Origin of the sequence: Zobellia russellii, from assembly GCF_044597075.1 — a bacterium.
In the GTDB taxonomy this organism is placed as follows: domain Bacteria; phylum Bacteroidota; class Bacteroidia; order Flavobacteriales; family Flavobacteriaceae; genus Zobellia; species Zobellia russellii.
On sequence record NZ_CP139000.1, the window covers coordinates 4351788 to 4367136 of the forward strand.

The following is a 15349-nucleotide window of genomic DNA, read 5'->3' on the forward strand; positions in this document are numbered from 1 at the left end:
TTGAGATTATAATTTGGTGAACGCGACACTATCACCCGGTTGTAAACCAAAGTTTTGAACGAGCCCGGCATTTAGCTCCAAAACATATTGCACCGGACCGGCAGAAGGTAAGCTAGACTCATTTAAAGGTTGCGCATTCTCATGAAAATTGGCAATGGTCATATCTTCTTTAATGAAAATAAGGTCTAAAGGAAATTCAGTATTCTTCATATAAAAGGAGTGTGCTGCCACATCAGGAAAAATGAAAAGCATGCCACGGTTGGTCTTCATGCTTTTGCGGTACATAAGCCCAGTTTGGGTTTCGTACTCACTATCGGCGATTTCAATCTCAAAAGAAGTGATTAAACTATCAGTTTTCTGTTTGAAAATAGAAAGCTCCCCCTCTTTTTTAAAGACTACAGGTTCTGCTTTAATTACTTTTTTAGGCTCTTCTTTGCATGCCGTGAACAAGAGTGCAGCAATGCTTAGATATAAATATGTTTTGAAGTATTTCATTTTAATATCGCTTATGCTTAAAAGCCGATGATAAATGAGGTGCTTTACTCATAGACAAAACACTGATTTTAGTTTCTAGTCTTAAAAAAAAAATCAATATAAATTATGATTTAGTAGCTTTTGGCCTGAACATAAAATAAAGACCAATTAGAATGAACGGAATACTCAACCACTGTCCGGTTGAAAGTAAACCTAAACTTTCTTCAAAGCCACCTTGACTTTTCTTAACGAACTCCACAAAGAAACGAATTGTCCAAAGTAAGACCAGAAACAACCCAAAAAGGTATCCCGTACTATTCTTTTTGTCCGTGTTCCAGTAGAGGTAATACAGAAGTATAAAAACAAAAATATAGGCTATTCCTTCATACAACTGCGCTGGATGACGAAACGGAATCTGTGCCAATTGGTCAGCAAATTGTGGATTGTTCTCTATGGCGCTATAGGCCGCATTCACAGTTTTTTCCTGCGTTATGGCCAATGCTTTTGATGGATGAAGATCATCTGAGTCTCTAAGGAACTTAGTGGCAAAAATAAACGATTCGTCGGTTACCTTTCCATTGATTTCCGAATTGAAAAAATTACCTAATCGTACGCAAAAGGCACCTATGGCAAATGGTATGACCATACGGTCTAACAACCAAAGGGTTTTCATATCCGGGTATTTCTTTTGATATAGGTAGGTGCCAATAAGAACACCTATAATTGCACCGTGACTGGCAAGCCCCGTAAAACCGGTAAACTCGTAGCCGTTGATAAAACCAAAGAGTTGGCCGGAAGCACTCTCCCGTATTGGAAGTAATATTTCTAATAGGTGGTTTTTGTAATAGGGCCAGTCGTAAAAGAACACGTGCCCTAGACGCGCGCCCAACATAGTGGCAAGAACGGTGTGGATAAAAAGAGAGTCTAATTGCTCAACCGTTTTATTTTCGTTAGTGAAAATACGCTTCATAATGTACCAACCAAGGGCAAAAGCGGTAATCCAAAGTAAGTTGTAATATTTAATCTGTAACGGGCCGAGTGTGAAAAGTGTTTCGTTCGGATTCCAGATGATACCTAAAAAGTACATGTTAAGGTGTTTTAAGGGCACTAAGATAATAAAATAGATAGCCGTTAGGCTTTACTGTATCTTAAATCGACGTTATAAATTTTAAGGTACCGGGTCGTAGCCTTTTCCTCCCCAAGGGTTGCAACTAAAAATTCGTTTTACGGACAACCAGCCTCCTTTAAAAAGACCGTGTTTTTTTAGGGCTTCCAAAGTGTATTGTGAGCAAGTAGGGGAGTAGCGACACGTTGCCGGTGTATACGGTGAGATGGCAAGTTGATAGAACCTGACCAAAAATACAAAAGGGGCTATCATTATTTTTTTTAGGGATAGAGCCAAGACATTGTGTTTAGAGTAGTAAAAGTACGATAAATTGATTAATTGTTTATAGGGAGTATAAGGATGTCCCAAATAAAAAAATCCGCATTTTGATATGCGGATTTTTAGCTATGATTACAGATTTTAATCGGTTTTATGCATGGTGTACCGGTTCCAAATCAAGTGTTTCTTCTTCGGTAAACAACCTTGATTTTATAACAAACCGAACTCCTAATGGAATTTCCAAGGAAAAGCTGGCCCCTCTTCCTTGAGTAACATCAATAGTTAATTGGGTATGTTTCCAATATTCAAACTGATCTTTGGACATGTAAAAGTCACAGTCCGCAATATTGCCTAACCAAATATCTGTCTCGTTCAGCATGAGTTCCCCTTCATTAAAACACATAGGTGAGGAGCCATCGCAACATCCACCACTCTGGTGGAACATGAGCTTACCGTGTGTTTCTTTCAATTGTTGGATAATCTCCTTTGCTTCATCTGAAACTAAAACTCTTTGCGTTTTCATCTTAAAAGAAGCCCATAGCCTTTTTATCGTATGAAATCAACATGTTTTTGGTCTGTCTGTAGTGCGCCAACATCATTTTATGATTTTCACGGCCTATTCCAGACTTTTTATAGCCGCCAAACGGAGCGTGGGCAGGGTATAGGTGATAGCAGTTTACCCAAACTCTACCCGCTTGTACCGCTCTGGATATTTGGTAAGCCTGATGCGTATCTCTAGTCCAAACCCCGGCGCCTAGCCCATATAAAGTGTCATTGGCAATTTCAATAGCTTCGGCTTCATCTTTAAAGGTGGTAACACAGACTACAGGTCCAAAAATTTCTTCTTGAAAAACTCTCATTTTATTGTTGCCTTTAAGTATGGTAGGCTGAATGTAGTAGCCGCCTTCAAGGCCTTCGTTGTATGCGGCTTCACCTCCCGTTAAAACTTCACAACCTTCATCTTTTCCAATGTTGATATAGTTTAAAATTTTCTCGTATTGGTCGTTGGAGGCCTGTGCACCCATCATGGTAGTAGGATCTAGCGGATGACCTAGTTTAATTGCCTTTGTACGTTCAATTACCCTTTCCATAAAACGGTCATAGATACTTTCTTGTACTAACATTCTTGAAGGACAAGTACAGACTTCTCCTTGGTTAAGCGCGAACATAACGGCACCTTCTAGACACTTGTCAAAAAAGTCGTCATCGGCATCAATAATACTTTCAAAGAAAATGTTGGGAGATTTTCCGCCCAATTCTAAAGTTACCGGCGTAATATTCTTAGAAGCATATTGCATGATAAGCTGACCTGTAGTGGTTTCTCCGGTAAAGGCAACTTTGTTTATTCTAGGGCTTGAAGCTAGTGGTTTTCCCGCTTCTGCACCAAAACCGTTTACAACGTTCAGTACACCATCTGGCAGTATACCTTCAATAAGTTCCATAAGTACCATGATACCAACAGGTGTTTGTTCCGCAGGTTTTAGCACAACACAGTTACCTGCCGCCAACGCTGGCGCTAATTTCCAAGTGGCCATTAGTATGGGGAAGTTCCAAGGGATGATTTGCCCTACAACGCCCAAAGGTTCCGTTACGTTCAAGGCTACGGTATTGGAGTCCAGTTCACTTACGGAACCTTCTTCCGCTCTAATAACGCCTGCAAAATATCTGAAATGGTCTATGGCCAATGGAATATCCGCAGCCATAGTTTCACGAATGGCTTTGCCATTATCCCAAGTTTCGGCCCTTGCCAATGTTTCTAGGTTACGTTCCATAACATCTGCAATTTTCAAGAGCATATTACTTCTTGTAGTGGCAGAAGAGGAATTCCATTCCGGAGCGGCTTTCCAAGCGGCATCAATGGCCAATTCAATATCTTCCGATGTGGAGCGTGCTATTTTTGTAAAAGCATTCCCGTCTACGGGTGATAAATTTTCAAAATATTCTCCTTTTTTAGGAGCGGTCCATTTTCCTCCAATATAATTTTCATACTGGCTCTTAAACTTAGGCTTTTGTAGAACGTCTTTTTCAACTGTTTGTGTGCTCATAACTAAGGGTGTTAAATTAATAGAATGTTCTTGATTATATATCTGTATATCAGTTATATATAAATGGTTTTCTAAATGTAGTGGAGTTAGAATCAAATTATCTGACCATTTCTACCATTAGTATGACCAATACTATCATTCTTCGTTAAATTGGTATTTTACTGATGCTTATTTTGTATATTTCTTAGTAATTATTGAGTTGAATTGATACTTGTTCTGTTATGATTGGATTATCGGATAAATTTCTTTCGAACCGAAAGTTGGAAACATTAGTTGAGAATCAAACCTCCTATACCTTAAATAATGCAGCGTTGCATGTATTTGAAACACACCAACAGGCAGAAAGGGTATTGCTAAAGTTTGATCAGCCAGTTTTGGCGAGTATGATAGAGGGAAAGAAAATTATGCACCTTAGGGATTACGAGTCCTTTGATTTTTTGCCGGGAGAGTCTTTAGTGCTGCCTTCTAATGAAACTATGTGCATAGATTTTCCGGAGGCCATGAAAAGGAACCCTACCCGATGTTTGGCACTGGCTATTTCCGAGGATAAAATTAATCGGGTGCTACAACTCATGAACGAAAATATGCCAAAGCACGACAATAGGGAATGGGGCTTAATGGACTACAATTTTCATTTTGTAAACGATGCGGGTATTTTTCAAATTTTACAACGACTCTTATTTTTATTCAGTGAAAATCACCCATCTAAAGATTTTTTTGTGGACAATATGCTACGGGAACTGATTATTCGCATTTTACAGACCAATGAACGTAAAATTTATTCAAATTCAACATTACAATTAGATGCTAGCAGTAGGCTGGCTACGGTAATACGATATATTCGGGAGCATTTACACGAGCCTTTAAACGTTGAGGAGCTAAGTAACAAAGCTTGTTTGAGTCCCTCACATTTTCATAGGGTCTTTAAGACCGAACTGGGAATTTCTCCAATTGAGTTCATTAATAATGAAAGAATCAAGCTTGCTGTGGGTTTACTTCAAGACCCCAAACGAAGTATAAAAGATGTGTACCTGCAATGTGGTTTTGAAAGCCGCTCGTATTTTAACCGGGTGTTTAAGGCGCACCAGCAACTTTCACCAAGTGATTATCAAGCAAAAACATTGAATTTTAGAAATCAGATGTAAATTTAGATGCTAAAAGTGGTACCTTCCTTACCGTCTTTTAGTTGAATACCAAGTTCTGCCAACTGGTCGCGAATCTTATCGGAGGTCGCAAAATCCTTGTTTTCACGAGCTTCCTTTCGGAGTTTTATTAATAGTTCTATAACTCCTGAAAGTTTTCCTGCATCCTCAGAAGTACCTCCCTTTTGTTCCAAGCCCAAAATATCAAATATAAAGGCATTTAAGGTATGGGTGAGAGTATCCTTATCGGCTACAGTAATCTTTTCTTTGCCTTCTTTAATAAGGTTTATGTGCTTGACTCCTTCAAAAAGATGCGCAATTAAAATAGGTGTATTGAAATCGTCGTTCATGGCATGATAGCATTGCTGCTTCCATGCCTCAACATCAAAATCACTACTGGAACCAGTTTCTAACCCATCTAAAATGGAAAGGGAATCCATTAGGCGGCTAAACCCTTTTTCAGAAGCTAGAAGTGCATCGTTGCTCAAATCTAGGATACTTGTATAATGCGCTTGCATCATAAAAAACCGAACTACTGAGGGTGAAAAGGCTTTACTCAGAATATCATTCTCTCCGGTAAAAATTTCGCCGGGAAGTATATTGTTTCCTGTAGATTTGGCCATCTTCTTGCCATTCATGGTCAGCATATTGGCATGCATCCAGTATCTTACGGGAGAATGTCCGTAGCACGCTTCGGCTTGGGCTATTTCGCATTCGTGGTGCGGGAATTTAAGGTCCATACCGCCACCGTGAATATCAAAAGTTTCGCCCAGGTATTTGGTACTCATTGCCGTACATTCCAAGTGCCAACCGGGAAAACCATCGCCCCAGGGCGAAGGCCAGCGCATAATGTGTTGTGGTTCTGCTTTTTTCCAAAGTGCAAAATCCTGTGGACTATTTTTCTCGTCTTGAGCGGCCAATTCTCGGGTATTGGCAATCATGTCCTCTAATTTTCTTCCACTTAACTTACCGTACTCATGGCTGTCGTTAAATTTTGAAACATCAAAGTATACCGATCCGTTTACTTCGTAGGCAAAACCTTTGTTAAGAATTTCCTTTATGATTTCAATCTGCTCAATAATATGGCCCGTAGCGGTTGGCTCAATACTTGGGGGGAGAAAATTGAACTGCTCTAGAATGTTGTGAAAATCTATAGTGTAACGCTGTACCACTTCCATAGGTTCCAGCTGTTCCAATCTTGCTTTTTTTGCAATTTTGTCTTCGCCGTCCTCCGCATCATCTACCAAGTGTCCAGCATCCGTAATGTTACGTACATAACGCACTTTGTAACCTAAATGCTTAAGGTACCTAAAAATCATGTCAAAGGACATAAAAGTACGGCAGTTGCCCAAATGGACGTTGCTGTAAACCGTAGGTCCGCAGACGTACATGCCTATATGGCCTTCGTTTAAAGGTTCAAATATTTCTTTTTTACCGGAAAGGGAATTGTAAATCTTTAACTTCTGGTTCAGGTACAATTGCATGTTATGCTAGAGCTATTAAAAAGTAGTATCTAAATTAATGTAATCTAAAAATTCGCGGCGCACGGCTTCTTCTTTGAACTTGCCTCCGTATTCTGCAGTAACAGTGCTGCTTTCTATGTCGCGTATACCTCTTGAATTTACGCAAAGGTGCTTGGCGTCAATTACACAGGCAACATCATCTGTACCCAAAACTTTCTGAAGTTCGCGTACAATTTGGATGTTCAAACGTTCCTGTACTTGAGGTCTTCTAGCAAAATAATCTACTACACGGTTCATTTTGGAAAGACCAACAACCGTTCCGTTAGAGATGTAGGCAATGTGGGCACGGCCTACGATGGGTAGAAGATGGTGCTCACAAGTAGAATAAAGCGTAATGTTCTTTTCAACTAACATTTCGCCATATTTATATTTATTGCTGAACGTAGAGGCTTTTGGTTTTCTGTCCGGGTGAAGCCCGCCAAAAATCTCTTTTACGAACATTTTAGCAACTCTATTGGGTGTGCCTTTTAGGCTGTCATCATCAAGATCAAGACCTAAAGTGAGCAATACCTCCCTTATGTTATCCTGTATTCTTTCAATCTTTTCATCATCGCTCAACACGAATGCATCTTTACGTAAAGGGGTGTCTTCTGATGTGGAAACGTGATCGTCTCCTAAATCTTCAAATTGCTTTTCCAAAGTACTATCAATTTTCATCTGCTTATATCTATTGGCATTTCTAATGCCCAATTCGTCTTAAAAAGTTTCAATACATTACACTTCGTGCCGAGTAAAACGAACAGCAAAGATATACATAATATGGCACTTTATGTTCTATATGTCCTGATACACAACATAAATTGCTGTTAAGAAAAGGAACAAGTTACTTTTATGGTATATCAAGGTGTAATTTGTTAAATGAATCGTTTTACGATCTTATGGGCCATGTTGCTCTTTCTGGGAATAGGTGCTGTGCAAGCACAGGTTTCCCTAGATTGTAGCAATGCTATACCCATTTGTAACAATACCCCGGTTAACGGAGGTACAACAGGTTTTGGTATAGATGATTTTAACGGTGCGTCTGTTAGTGGTTGTTTAGAACAAACCTTGACCGGTGCTATTGAGTCTAATTCTGCTTGGTACCGATTTAGAACAGGGGCTTCGGGGCAATTGGGTTTTAATATTGGAATAGATACTCTGGAAGATTGGGATTTTGCACTTTACCGATCTAATGACTGCAGTAATTTAGGGGAGCCTGTACGATGCAACTTTTTTGATAATCAGGATGAGAATACATTTATTGGAGTGGGAGAGGACCCTACCGGAAATGCGGAGAATGTTCAATATGAAGCTTGGTTGGATGTAGAGCCAGGAGAAGACTATTATTTACTCATTAACAATTTCAGTAATAATAACTCTGGATTTTCCATACAGTTCTCAGGTTATATTTTTGTGACCAATCCTTTTGATGCTTTGGATTGTTCTATAATCAATAACCTTCTTGGGCCACCAATAGCTGCCTGTGAAAATGAGACGGTTATTTTGGACGGTACTACCTCGGGAGCATCCTTATATAGGTGGTTTGCAGATACTGGTAGTGGATTTACGGAAGTAATTGGCGAAAATGGCCCTACGTATGAAGTGAGTACTTCGGCAAATTATAGGATAGAAGTTATTCGTCCTTCGGAAACTATTATTAGTGATGTTCAGGTGTTTTTTACGGATATGCCAGTGGCTCAGACCGTCACGGACGATGCTTTGTGTGGAGGCTTGGCCATGTATGACCTTTCTCAGAAAGATTCGGAAGTTTTGGGAGTTCAAAGCCCTAATGAGTTTTTAGTAACCTACCATGCCACTATGACCGATGCGGTTAGTGGTGCAAATGCTTTGCCTAAACAGTACCAAACTCAGTCTGGTTCTCAAACCATTTTTGTACGGGTTACTTCCATAGGTAATTCAAGATGTTATGATGCTTCACAGCAATTTCAATTGACCAACATAGAAGCACCTGTTTTGGATTTTCCGTCGGAAGTGTTTTTATGTGAAGCGAATACTGGGGTACGTATCGGTTTGGAAAATACCAACCCTAACTATAGTTATCAATGGAGTTCTGGTGAGACGAGTCCCAATATATTGGTGTCCGCAGAAGGTAATTACGAACTAACGGTTACTCACTCACAGTCGGGTTTGAGTTGTAGTGATTCCAGAACGGTAACGGTTTTAACATCCAGACCGCCTGAGATTATTGATATTGAAATTGAAGATTTACAGAATAATAATACGGTAACCGTGTTAACGGATGCTTCTGTGGAATATGAATACCGCTTGGACAACGGAGCATATCAAACCGGAAATAAATTTTATCAAGTTGAACCGGGAATGCATACGGTTACGGTAAATAATCCGCAGGGATGCGGAGATGTGTCCGAACAAATTGTGGTGATAGGCTTTCCTAAATTTTTTACTCCTAACGGAGATGGTTCCAATGAATTCTGGAGCATTACCGGAGCGGATTTATTGGATTCTCCTATACTTACCATTTATAACCGTTTTGGAAAACTATTGGCTCAATTGGATCCTAGCAATTCGCAATGGGACGGTTCTTTTGACGGGAAACCGTTACCGGAAACGGATTATTGGTTCAAGCTTACCTATACGGCAGCCGATGGCCAGACCGTGACGGCCAAATACATCAATAATCATTTTTCTTTGAAGCGATAGGTCTCTGGAATCTACTTTTAGATTGGGTATTTTATCGATAAACCGTCTATTATTTCTGCTTAAGCATACTAAAATTACTGTCTTTGAGTTATTTAATAGTATTGTTTTAGCCCCATACCTATGCGCTTTTTACTATCTGTTACTTGTGCGGTTTTTTTTCTTTGTACAGAAATTCAAGCCCAAAACTCAGCTGATTGTCGGACGGCCATTCCCGTATGTGCCGATGCTCCCATTATGGGATATGCAGACGGTACGGGCGTGATAGATGATTTTGATCCGGAAGTAATTACTGAAACAGGTTGTCTTGAGAAGGGTAGCGTTAGTAATGCTAATATTGAGAACAATACATCTTGGTTTGTTTTTAGGGCGGGCACCGAAGGCCAAGTTGGGTTTGATTTGGAAGCATTGCCCGTGAGTGGTTCTGGTACGCCAACGGCGGAATGGGATTTTGCTGTTTACGGTCCTGATGTAGATTGTACGGCTATAGGTACCGGAGCAGTGGAGCCTATACGGTGTAATTACGAAGTGAACAATACTAGGTTTACGGGCTTAGGTGTTAATCCTGAAAATGGTCAAGCGGGGTCACCTTCTGTTACTCAGAATTTGAATACCTATGATGAGTATTTAGATGTATTACCAGGAGAGGTGTATTACATTTTAATCAATAATTTTAATACGAATTTTGATGACGAGCGAGAGCCATTTATGCTCACCTTTACAGGAAGTTCCGTAGCGGCCGATCAGAATACGGCCTTGGACTGTACCTTAAGGGATGAATTTTTAGGCTTGGATATAGCAGCTTGCGAAGGTGACCCGGACATTACATTGAGTGCTTTGAATTCACCGGCAGGACCGGATATTTCCAATATAGCGTGGTCTGTTGATTATGATGATGATGGTACCATAGATGCGCCGTTAGGGTCGGGTCCATCTGCCACCCAAATCTCTGTTTCCAGTCCGGATACGGGAAGGTATTTTGTGGATATAACTACGGATGCCGGTGGACATATTTTAGACGATATTCTTATCACCTATTATGGAATACCCGTTCTTGATCGTGTTGAGATCCTAAACTCCAACTTGTCCTTAGACCCGAATTTGAACAACATTGAAATTTTTGTTGATGGCGATGGTGATTATGAATACGCCATTAACGAAGGTGAATTTCAGGATGAAGCCGTTTTTAACGATGTTCCTCCCGGTATAAACACTTTGGTAATCAATGATAAAAATGGGTGCGGAACAACAGAACCTATTGAATTTTTAGTGGTAGGCTATCCTAAATTTTTCACCCCTAATAATGATGGAGCCAATGATACATGGAACATCAAAGGAATAGAGACGTTACCTGATCCTATAGTATTTGTTTTTGATCGTTATGGAAAATTGCTGGCACAACTAGGGGTAAATTCAAGTTGGGACGGAACTCTAAACGGTAACCCTTTGCCTTCCTCTACCTATTGGTTTAAATTGGAGTACGGGGAGCAAGAAAATAACGTTCAAGTAGCAAAAACTACAAAGGCGCACTTTGCCCTAAAAAGATAAAAGTCCGGCGGTTGCCAGACTTTTAAGAACATATATAGTTGTATTCTTCTAGAAATTTAAAGTGTAACCAATAGTAACATTGGTATTCACTTTGTTTAAAAGAGCGGGAGTATTTATTCCTGTATCAAAGAAATATTGGAGTACGTCTTGCTCGGTACGGTTTACCGCTAAATCCAATCGGCTTCTACCAAAATTATATCCAAGTCCACCGGAAACCCCATTTAGGTCTCCAATAATATTTCCACTTTCATAAGGGCTCTGCTCATAACGGTATCCAGCTCTTAAGCTAACTCGTTGTATACGATATTCGCCTCCAATCCGGATAGACGATACCGCACCTAGGCTTTCGGAGATAAATTCATTTTCATCTGCAAAACCAGAATCGCTTGTAGGTCTTAACTCTGCGTTAGACATGTCTTGATAGCCGTAATCAACACTTAAAAGTCCGCTTTTACCAAAAATAGCAGAAATACTTCCTGTTACTTTTCCGGGTGTTTTAATTTGATAATCGAAAATATTAATGTAATTCAAGTCAAAAAAATTGAAATTATTTTCTTTGTTAGGATAGTTAGAGTCTATTCCTTGCGAAAAATTATCGGTCAAACGGTACCAAGTTGGTGACTGGTAGCTAGCTCCCAATCTAATAACGTCATTTACTTTTGCAATTGCACCAAGGCTGAGCGAAAAGCCTGTACCTTCCGTAACCAACAAATTGTCAAAAGCTACGGTCCTTATTTCTTGGGTGTCGGTATCCGTAAGAGATTCGTCATATCTGTCCAAACGATCATATTGAATAGTGTGAAAGTTAAGGGAAGCTCCAAAATAGAAATTCTCACCATACTGCGTGGCTGCATTAACCGTAAACTTGCTGTTATATCCTGATATCGTTTGTCTAAAATCTTGGTTAACGTTCTGATAATTTGCGTTGGAAAAGTAACTTGTATTATCGTCGTCATCAACGGTTGGTTCAATAATACCCGCTTGAAACCCTAAAAAGGCTTGTTGTCCAAAAAAACCAAGACCATTGGTTGCGCCTATATCCAGGTAAGCTTCACCAATAGTTTCGTTCTGCTGTAATTTTAAGGGTTGAAGGCGTATGCCATCCACATAGTCAAGAAAGTAATTGTCTATAGCTTCGTTACTACTGCCCAAAGTTGTAATTCGGTCGTCAAAATTTTGGACAACGTCATAATTCACCGCAAGGGATAATTTCCTCCATTTGCTATCTGGATCGGTAGATTTAAATACAAATGCACCACCCACTTGGTTAATGTCAAAATTGTTGTTTCGGGTGCTGTTTAAAGTTCCGTTATAATCGGAATCCGTATTTCTGGAATAGTTAGTTCCGGATATAGAAAATAGTCCGTTGTTAAAAACTGCACTACCGGCAGGGTTAATGTTCAGGGCCGATAAATCTCCGCCTAGAGAACCAAAAGCTCCTCCCATAGCTTGAAAACGTGCCGAACCTTGAAGGTTTTCGGTACTGTAGCGCAAAACATCATTTATAGTCTGGGCACTTGTAATGGCACATGCAAATAGCCCTATGAATGTTATATATTTTCTCATTCCTAGCAATTTTAAAGTAAGTTACTTCTTGATTTTGGACTTAGTTTCTTCTACTTGATGATGACCTTGATCCAGAAGATCTAGAGCTTGACCCCGATGAAGACCTGCTTGAACTTCCTGAGCTTCTGTAAGAGCCCGAGCTACTTGAAGAGCGGCCAGAACTTCTATAGGTGCTTCCGCTGGAACTGCTTCTGCTTGTTCCCGAAGATCTATAGGAGCTGCTTCTAGGAGAAGTGCTTCTATATGTATTGTTACCGCTAGTTCTAGTTCCTGAACTTCTGTATGTAGAGGTTCTTCGCGGTGTAGTTGCGCTGCTTCTAGAAGTGCTGGTTCTTGATGAACTGTTGTATTTGGGAGTAGCTCTTGTGCTTCTGCTTGTTCTATAAGAGTTATTCCTGTCAACGCCTACGGTTCTTCTAGATGCGGACGAGCGATTGCTGCTGTAGCTTCTTGAAGTTCCGGAAGCGGAACTTCTGTTGGTGCTGGTCCTTCTTGAGTTAGTAGCAGAGTATCTTGGTGTTGACCTACTGCTGCGATTTACGTTGGAACTACGTGAAACATATCTTGAGTTGCCTCCAACAATAGCATTGGTGTTATGTTGGTAACCCCTTCTGCTGCGATTGTAGGCGTAGTTTCGGTTTCGGTAGGAGTAGTTGTTGAAACCATTGTAATAGCCATATGGAGGGCACCAAGTTCCGTAACCGCCCCAGCCATAATATCCGCCATAGAAACCACCGTATCCGTAGCCTCCCCATCCCCAAGGGCTGTATCTGTATCTCCAAGGATTATAGAAACCACCATATCCGTAACCTCCCCAACCATAGCCGTTATATAGCCAAGGTGAAGCCCAGCCAAAACCGCCAAAATTGTTCCATCCGTTATCGTAAATATTGATGTTTACACCAGTTGCATTATCACCCCATCCTGCATATCCGGCGTAATCATTGTTGTTATTGTAATAATCTGTAAGTTGCCCGTCTGAAATACTGTCTTGGGCAGTGTCACTGGAGTATGAATCTATATCCGTAAATATTTCACCTTCCAGCATTTGGTCATATTGACCCGCTTGTTGTCCAAAATAATCGGAATAGGGTTCTCCATTATCCTGCTTTTTTGTCTGTTGAGGTCTAGTCTGGCGCTCTACGCTAACTTGGTTGTCGCTAGAATAAATTCCATCATTATCATAATATGAGGCAGACTGGTACGAGCCGCAAGACGCTGCAACAATGCCGGTTAAGGTACAAAGTGCAACAAGCCGAATTTTACTGCTGGGTGGTAAATGTATCATGGGTGCAATTTTTATTGTTGAACATAGTAAAAATAAGTAGTTTTACCCAATTATTTTGCTAACATAAGCACAAGTTTTGTGCCAAACTAAATATAATGGGTAAGAATTTGACAAAGCGCAGCGAGGACTATTCCAAATGGTATAATGAACTCGTGGTAAAAGCCGATTTAGCTGAAAATTCAGCTGTAAGAGGTTGTATGGTAATCAAACCATACGGTTTTGCTATCTGGGAAAAAATGCAAGCAGAGCTAGATAAGAGGTTTAAGGAAACGGGACATGAAAATGCGTATTTCCCACTTTTTGTACCTAAAAGTTTGTTTGAGGCCGAAGAAAAAAATGCAGAAGGTTTTGCCAAGGAATGTGCCGTAGTTACTCATTATAGGCTCCAAAATGATCCGGACGCACCTGGAAAATTGAGAGTTGACCCTAATGCAAAATTAGAAGAAGAGTTAGTGGTGCGCCCCACTAGTGAGGCTATCATATGGAATACCTATAAAGGATGGATTCAATCATATAGAGATTTACCTTTGTTGATCAACCAATGGGCCAATGTAGTTCGTTGGGAAATGCGTACACGCCTATTTCTTAGAACTGCAGAGTTTCTTTGGCAAGAGGGGCATACGGCCCATGCTACTGAAGCGGAAGCTGTACAAGAGGCGGAAACAATGAATGGAGTGTATGCGGCATTTGCTGAAGAACACATGGCAATGCCCGTTATACAGGGACTAAAGACAGAAAGTGAGCGTTTTGCCGGAGCAGTAGAAACGTATTGTATTGAAGCGCTTATGCAAGATGGTAAGGCTTTACAGGCAGGAACATCACACTTTTTAGGTCAGAACTTTGCTAAAGCTTTTGACGTGAAGTTTGCCACAAAAGAAGGTAAGCAAGAATACGTTTGGGCTACTTCATGGGGGGTGTCTACACGCCTTATGGGAGCTTTGATTATGACCCATAGTGATGATAATGGATTGGTTTTACCACCAAAATTAGCGCCAATACAAGTGGTAATTGTGCCAATTTATAAAGGAACCGATCAGTTGGATGCTATCTCAGATAGGGTTGCACCTTTGGTAAAAGAATTAAGGGCCAAAGGTATTTCTGTTAAGTTTGATAATAGAGATACCCATAAACCAGGTTTCAAGTTTAACGAATATGAGTTAAAGGGTGTTCCCGTTCGTTTGGCAATTGGTCAGAGAGATTTAGAAAACGGTACGTATGAAGTTGCTCGAAGGGATACTTTGGAAAAAGAGACAGTGCCAGCGGAAGATGTAGTTGCTAAAATTGAATTTCTTTTGGACGATATTCAAAAAAATATTTATCAAAAAGCGCATTCATTTAGAGAAGAGCATATTACCGAAGTTGCTACGTACAAGGAATTTAAGAAAGTTTTGGAAGAAAAAGGAGGGTTTATTTCTGCCCATTGGGACGGAACTAATGAAACCGAAGAAAAAATAAAGGAAGAGACCAAAGCAACTATTAGATGTATCCCGTTAGATGCCGAAAACACTGATGGTAAGTGCATGGTAACAGGAGAACCTTCTGCAAAAAGAGTACTTTTTGCAAAAGCTTATTAAAAAAATTAAGTTAACTATTGCGTTAGTAAAAAATAATTGTATTTTTGCATCCGCAATTGCGCAAAGTATGGTCCGTTCGTCTAGGGGTTAGGACGCCAGGTTTTCATCCTGGTAACAGGGGTTCGATTCCCCTACGGACTACAAAAG

Annotated in this window: 13 protein-coding genes and 1 tRNA gene; 5 read left to right on the top strand and 9 right to left on the bottom strand. The window is 40.2% G+C overall.

Features of this window, described 5'->3' with window-relative positions:
* Positions 1-6 precede the first annotated feature (6 nt).
* The 5 genes from SJY45_RS17835 to SJY45_RS17855 all read right to left on the bottom strand — a co-directional run bounded on the left by SJY45_RS17835 (position 7) and on the right by SJY45_RS17855 (position 3903).
* Positions 7-495 (bottom strand): DUF192 domain-containing protein, encoded by a 489-nt coding sequence (locus tag SJY45_RS17835; RefSeq protein ID WP_303407792.1) that lies wholly within the window; start codon positions 493-495, stop codon positions 7-9.
* A gap of 103 nt (positions 496-598) precedes the next feature.
* Positions 599-1561: a prolipoprotein diacylglyceryl transferase gene (lgt, locus tag SJY45_RS17840; RefSeq protein WP_215441350.1), complete on the bottom strand. Its 963-nt coding sequence runs from the start codon at positions 1559-1561 to the stop codon at positions 599-601.
* Between the two features lie 81 nt (positions 1562-1642).
* Positions 1643-1852, bottom strand: coding sequence for a membrane protein insertion efficiency factor YidD (gene yidD, locus SJY45_RS17845; protein WP_215912582.1), 210 nt, complete (start codon positions 1850-1852; stop codon positions 1643-1645).
* A gap of 157 nt (positions 1853-2009) precedes the next feature.
* On the bottom strand, positions 2010-2381 hold the full coding sequence (locus SJY45_RS17850; protein WP_215441354.1) for a DUF779 domain-containing protein: 372 nt from the start codon (positions 2379-2381) through the stop codon (positions 2010-2012).
* A 1-nt stretch (position 2382) separates the two neighbouring features.
* Positions 2383-3903 carry an aldehyde dehydrogenase family protein gene (locus SJY45_RS17855; protein WP_215441356.1) on the bottom strand — a complete coding sequence of 507 codons (1521 nt, stop codon included), beginning with the start codon at positions 3901-3903 and terminating at the stop codon, positions 2383-2385.
* 221 nt (positions 3904-4124) lie between these two features.
* Here SJY45_RS17855 and SJY45_RS17860 point away from each other — a divergent pair, with 221 nt between their 5' ends.
* The gene (locus tag SJY45_RS17860; protein ID WP_215441358.1) at positions 4125-5048 is read left to right on the top strand and encodes an AraC family transcriptional regulator; all 924 of its coding nucleotides are present in this window, start codon (positions 4125-4127) and stop codon (positions 5046-5048) included.
* Positions 5049-5050: 2 nt separating this feature from the next.
* Here SJY45_RS17860 and cysS read toward each other — a convergent pair whose 3' ends face one another.
* Together cysS and folE are read right to left on the bottom strand one after the other, a co-directional pair.
* Positions 5051-6529: a cysteine--tRNA ligase gene (gene cysS / locus SJY45_RS17865; RefSeq protein ID WP_400072492.1), complete on the bottom strand. Its 1479-nt coding sequence runs from the start codon at positions 6527-6529 to the stop codon at positions 5051-5053.
* Between the two features lie 15 nt (positions 6530-6544).
* The gene (folE, locus tag SJY45_RS17870; protein WP_215441361.1) at positions 6545-7225 is read right to left on the bottom strand and encodes a GTP cyclohydrolase I FolE; all 681 of its coding nucleotides are present in this window, start codon (positions 7223-7225) and stop codon (positions 6545-6547) included.
* 201 nt (positions 7226-7426) lie between these two features.
* On the opposite strand from folE, the gene SJY45_RS17875 reads away from it, so the two are divergent.
* The gene (locus tag SJY45_RS17875) at positions 7427-9229 is read left to right on the top strand and encodes a T9SS type B sorting domain-containing protein (protein WP_400072494.1); all 1803 of its coding nucleotides are present in this window, start codon (positions 7427-7429) and stop codon (positions 9227-9229) included.
* A gap of 120 nt (positions 9230-9349) precedes the next feature.
* Positions 9350-10774, top strand: coding sequence for a T9SS type B sorting domain-containing protein (locus SJY45_RS17880; RefSeq protein ID WP_400072496.1), 1425 nt, complete (start codon positions 9350-9352; stop codon positions 10772-10774).
* A gap of 48 nt (positions 10775-10822) precedes the next feature.
* On the opposite strand, the gene SJY45_RS17885 is transcribed toward SJY45_RS17880, so the two are convergent.
* Together SJY45_RS17885 and SJY45_RS17890 are read right to left on the bottom strand one after the other, a co-directional pair.
* Positions 10823-12340: an OmpP1/FadL family transporter gene (locus tag SJY45_RS17885; RefSeq protein ID WP_400072498.1), complete on the bottom strand. Its 1518-nt coding sequence runs from the start codon at positions 12338-12340 to the stop codon at positions 10823-10825.
* Between the two features lie 40 nt (positions 12341-12380).
* Complete coding sequence (locus SJY45_RS17890) at positions 12381-13628, bottom strand: hypothetical protein (RefSeq protein WP_400072500.1); 1248 nt, start codon at positions 13626-13628, stop codon at positions 12381-12383.
* Between the two features lie 95 nt (positions 13629-13723).
* Here SJY45_RS17890 and proS point away from each other — a divergent pair, with 95 nt between their 5' ends.
* Positions 13724-15202 (top strand): proline--tRNA ligase, encoded by a 1479-nt coding sequence (gene proS, locus SJY45_RS17895; RefSeq protein ID WP_400072502.1) that lies wholly within the window; start codon positions 13724-13726, stop codon positions 15200-15202.
* Between the two features lie 69 nt (positions 15203-15271).
* Positions 15272-15343: transfer RNA gene (locus tag SJY45_RS17900), tRNA-Glu, on the top strand.
* Positions 15344-15349: the final 6 nt, after the last annotated feature.

Excerpts from the sequence above, each read along its gene's own strand:
- folE (WP_215441361.1), bottom strand. The coding sequence starts at position 7,225 with ATGAAAATTGATAGTACTTTGGAAAAGCAATTTGAAGATTTAGGAGAC.
- SJY45_RS17855 (WP_215441356.1), bottom strand. The coding sequence starts at position 3,903 with ATGAGCACACAAACAGTTGAAAAAGACGTTCTACAAAAGCCTAAGTTT.
- proS (WP_400072502.1), top strand. The coding sequence starts at position 13,724 with ATGGGTAAGAATTTGACAAAGCGCAGCGAGGACTATTCCAAATGGTAT.
- SJY45_RS17875 (WP_400072494.1), top strand. The coding sequence starts at position 7,427 with ATGAATCGTTTTACGATCTTATGGGCCATGTTGCTCTTTCTGGGAATA.
- lgt (WP_215441350.1), bottom strand. The coding sequence starts at position 1,561 with ATGTACTTTTTAGGTATCATCTGGAATCCGAACGAAACACTTTTCACA.
- SJY45_RS17850 (WP_215441354.1), bottom strand. The coding sequence starts at position 2,381 with ATGAAAACGCAAAGAGTTTTAGTTTCAGATGAAGCAAAGGAGATTATC.
- cysS (WP_400072492.1), bottom strand. The coding sequence starts at position 6,529 with ATGCAATTGTACCTGAACCAGAAGTTAAAGATTTACAATTCCCTTTCC.
- SJY45_RS17860 (WP_215441358.1), top strand. The coding sequence starts at position 4,125 with ATGATTGGATTATCGGATAAATTTCTTTCGAACCGAAAGTTGGAAACA.
- yidD (WP_215912582.1), bottom strand. The coding sequence starts at position 1,852 with ATGATAGCCCCTTTTGTATTTTTGGTCAGGTTCTATCAACTTGCCATC.
- SJY45_RS17835 (WP_303407792.1), bottom strand. The coding sequence starts at position 495 with ATGAAATACTTCAAAACATATTTATATCTAAGCATTGCTGCACTCTTG.
- SJY45_RS17890 (WP_400072500.1), bottom strand. The coding sequence starts at position 13,628 with ATGATACATTTACCACCCAGCAGTAAAATTCGGCTTGTTGCACTTTGT.
- SJY45_RS17885 (WP_400072498.1), bottom strand. The coding sequence starts at position 12,340 with ATGAGAAAATATATAACATTCATAGGGCTATTTGCATGTGCCATTACA.
- SJY45_RS17880 (WP_400072496.1), top strand. The coding sequence starts at position 9,350 with ATGCGCTTTTTACTATCTGTTACTTGTGCGGTTTTTTTTCTTTGTACA.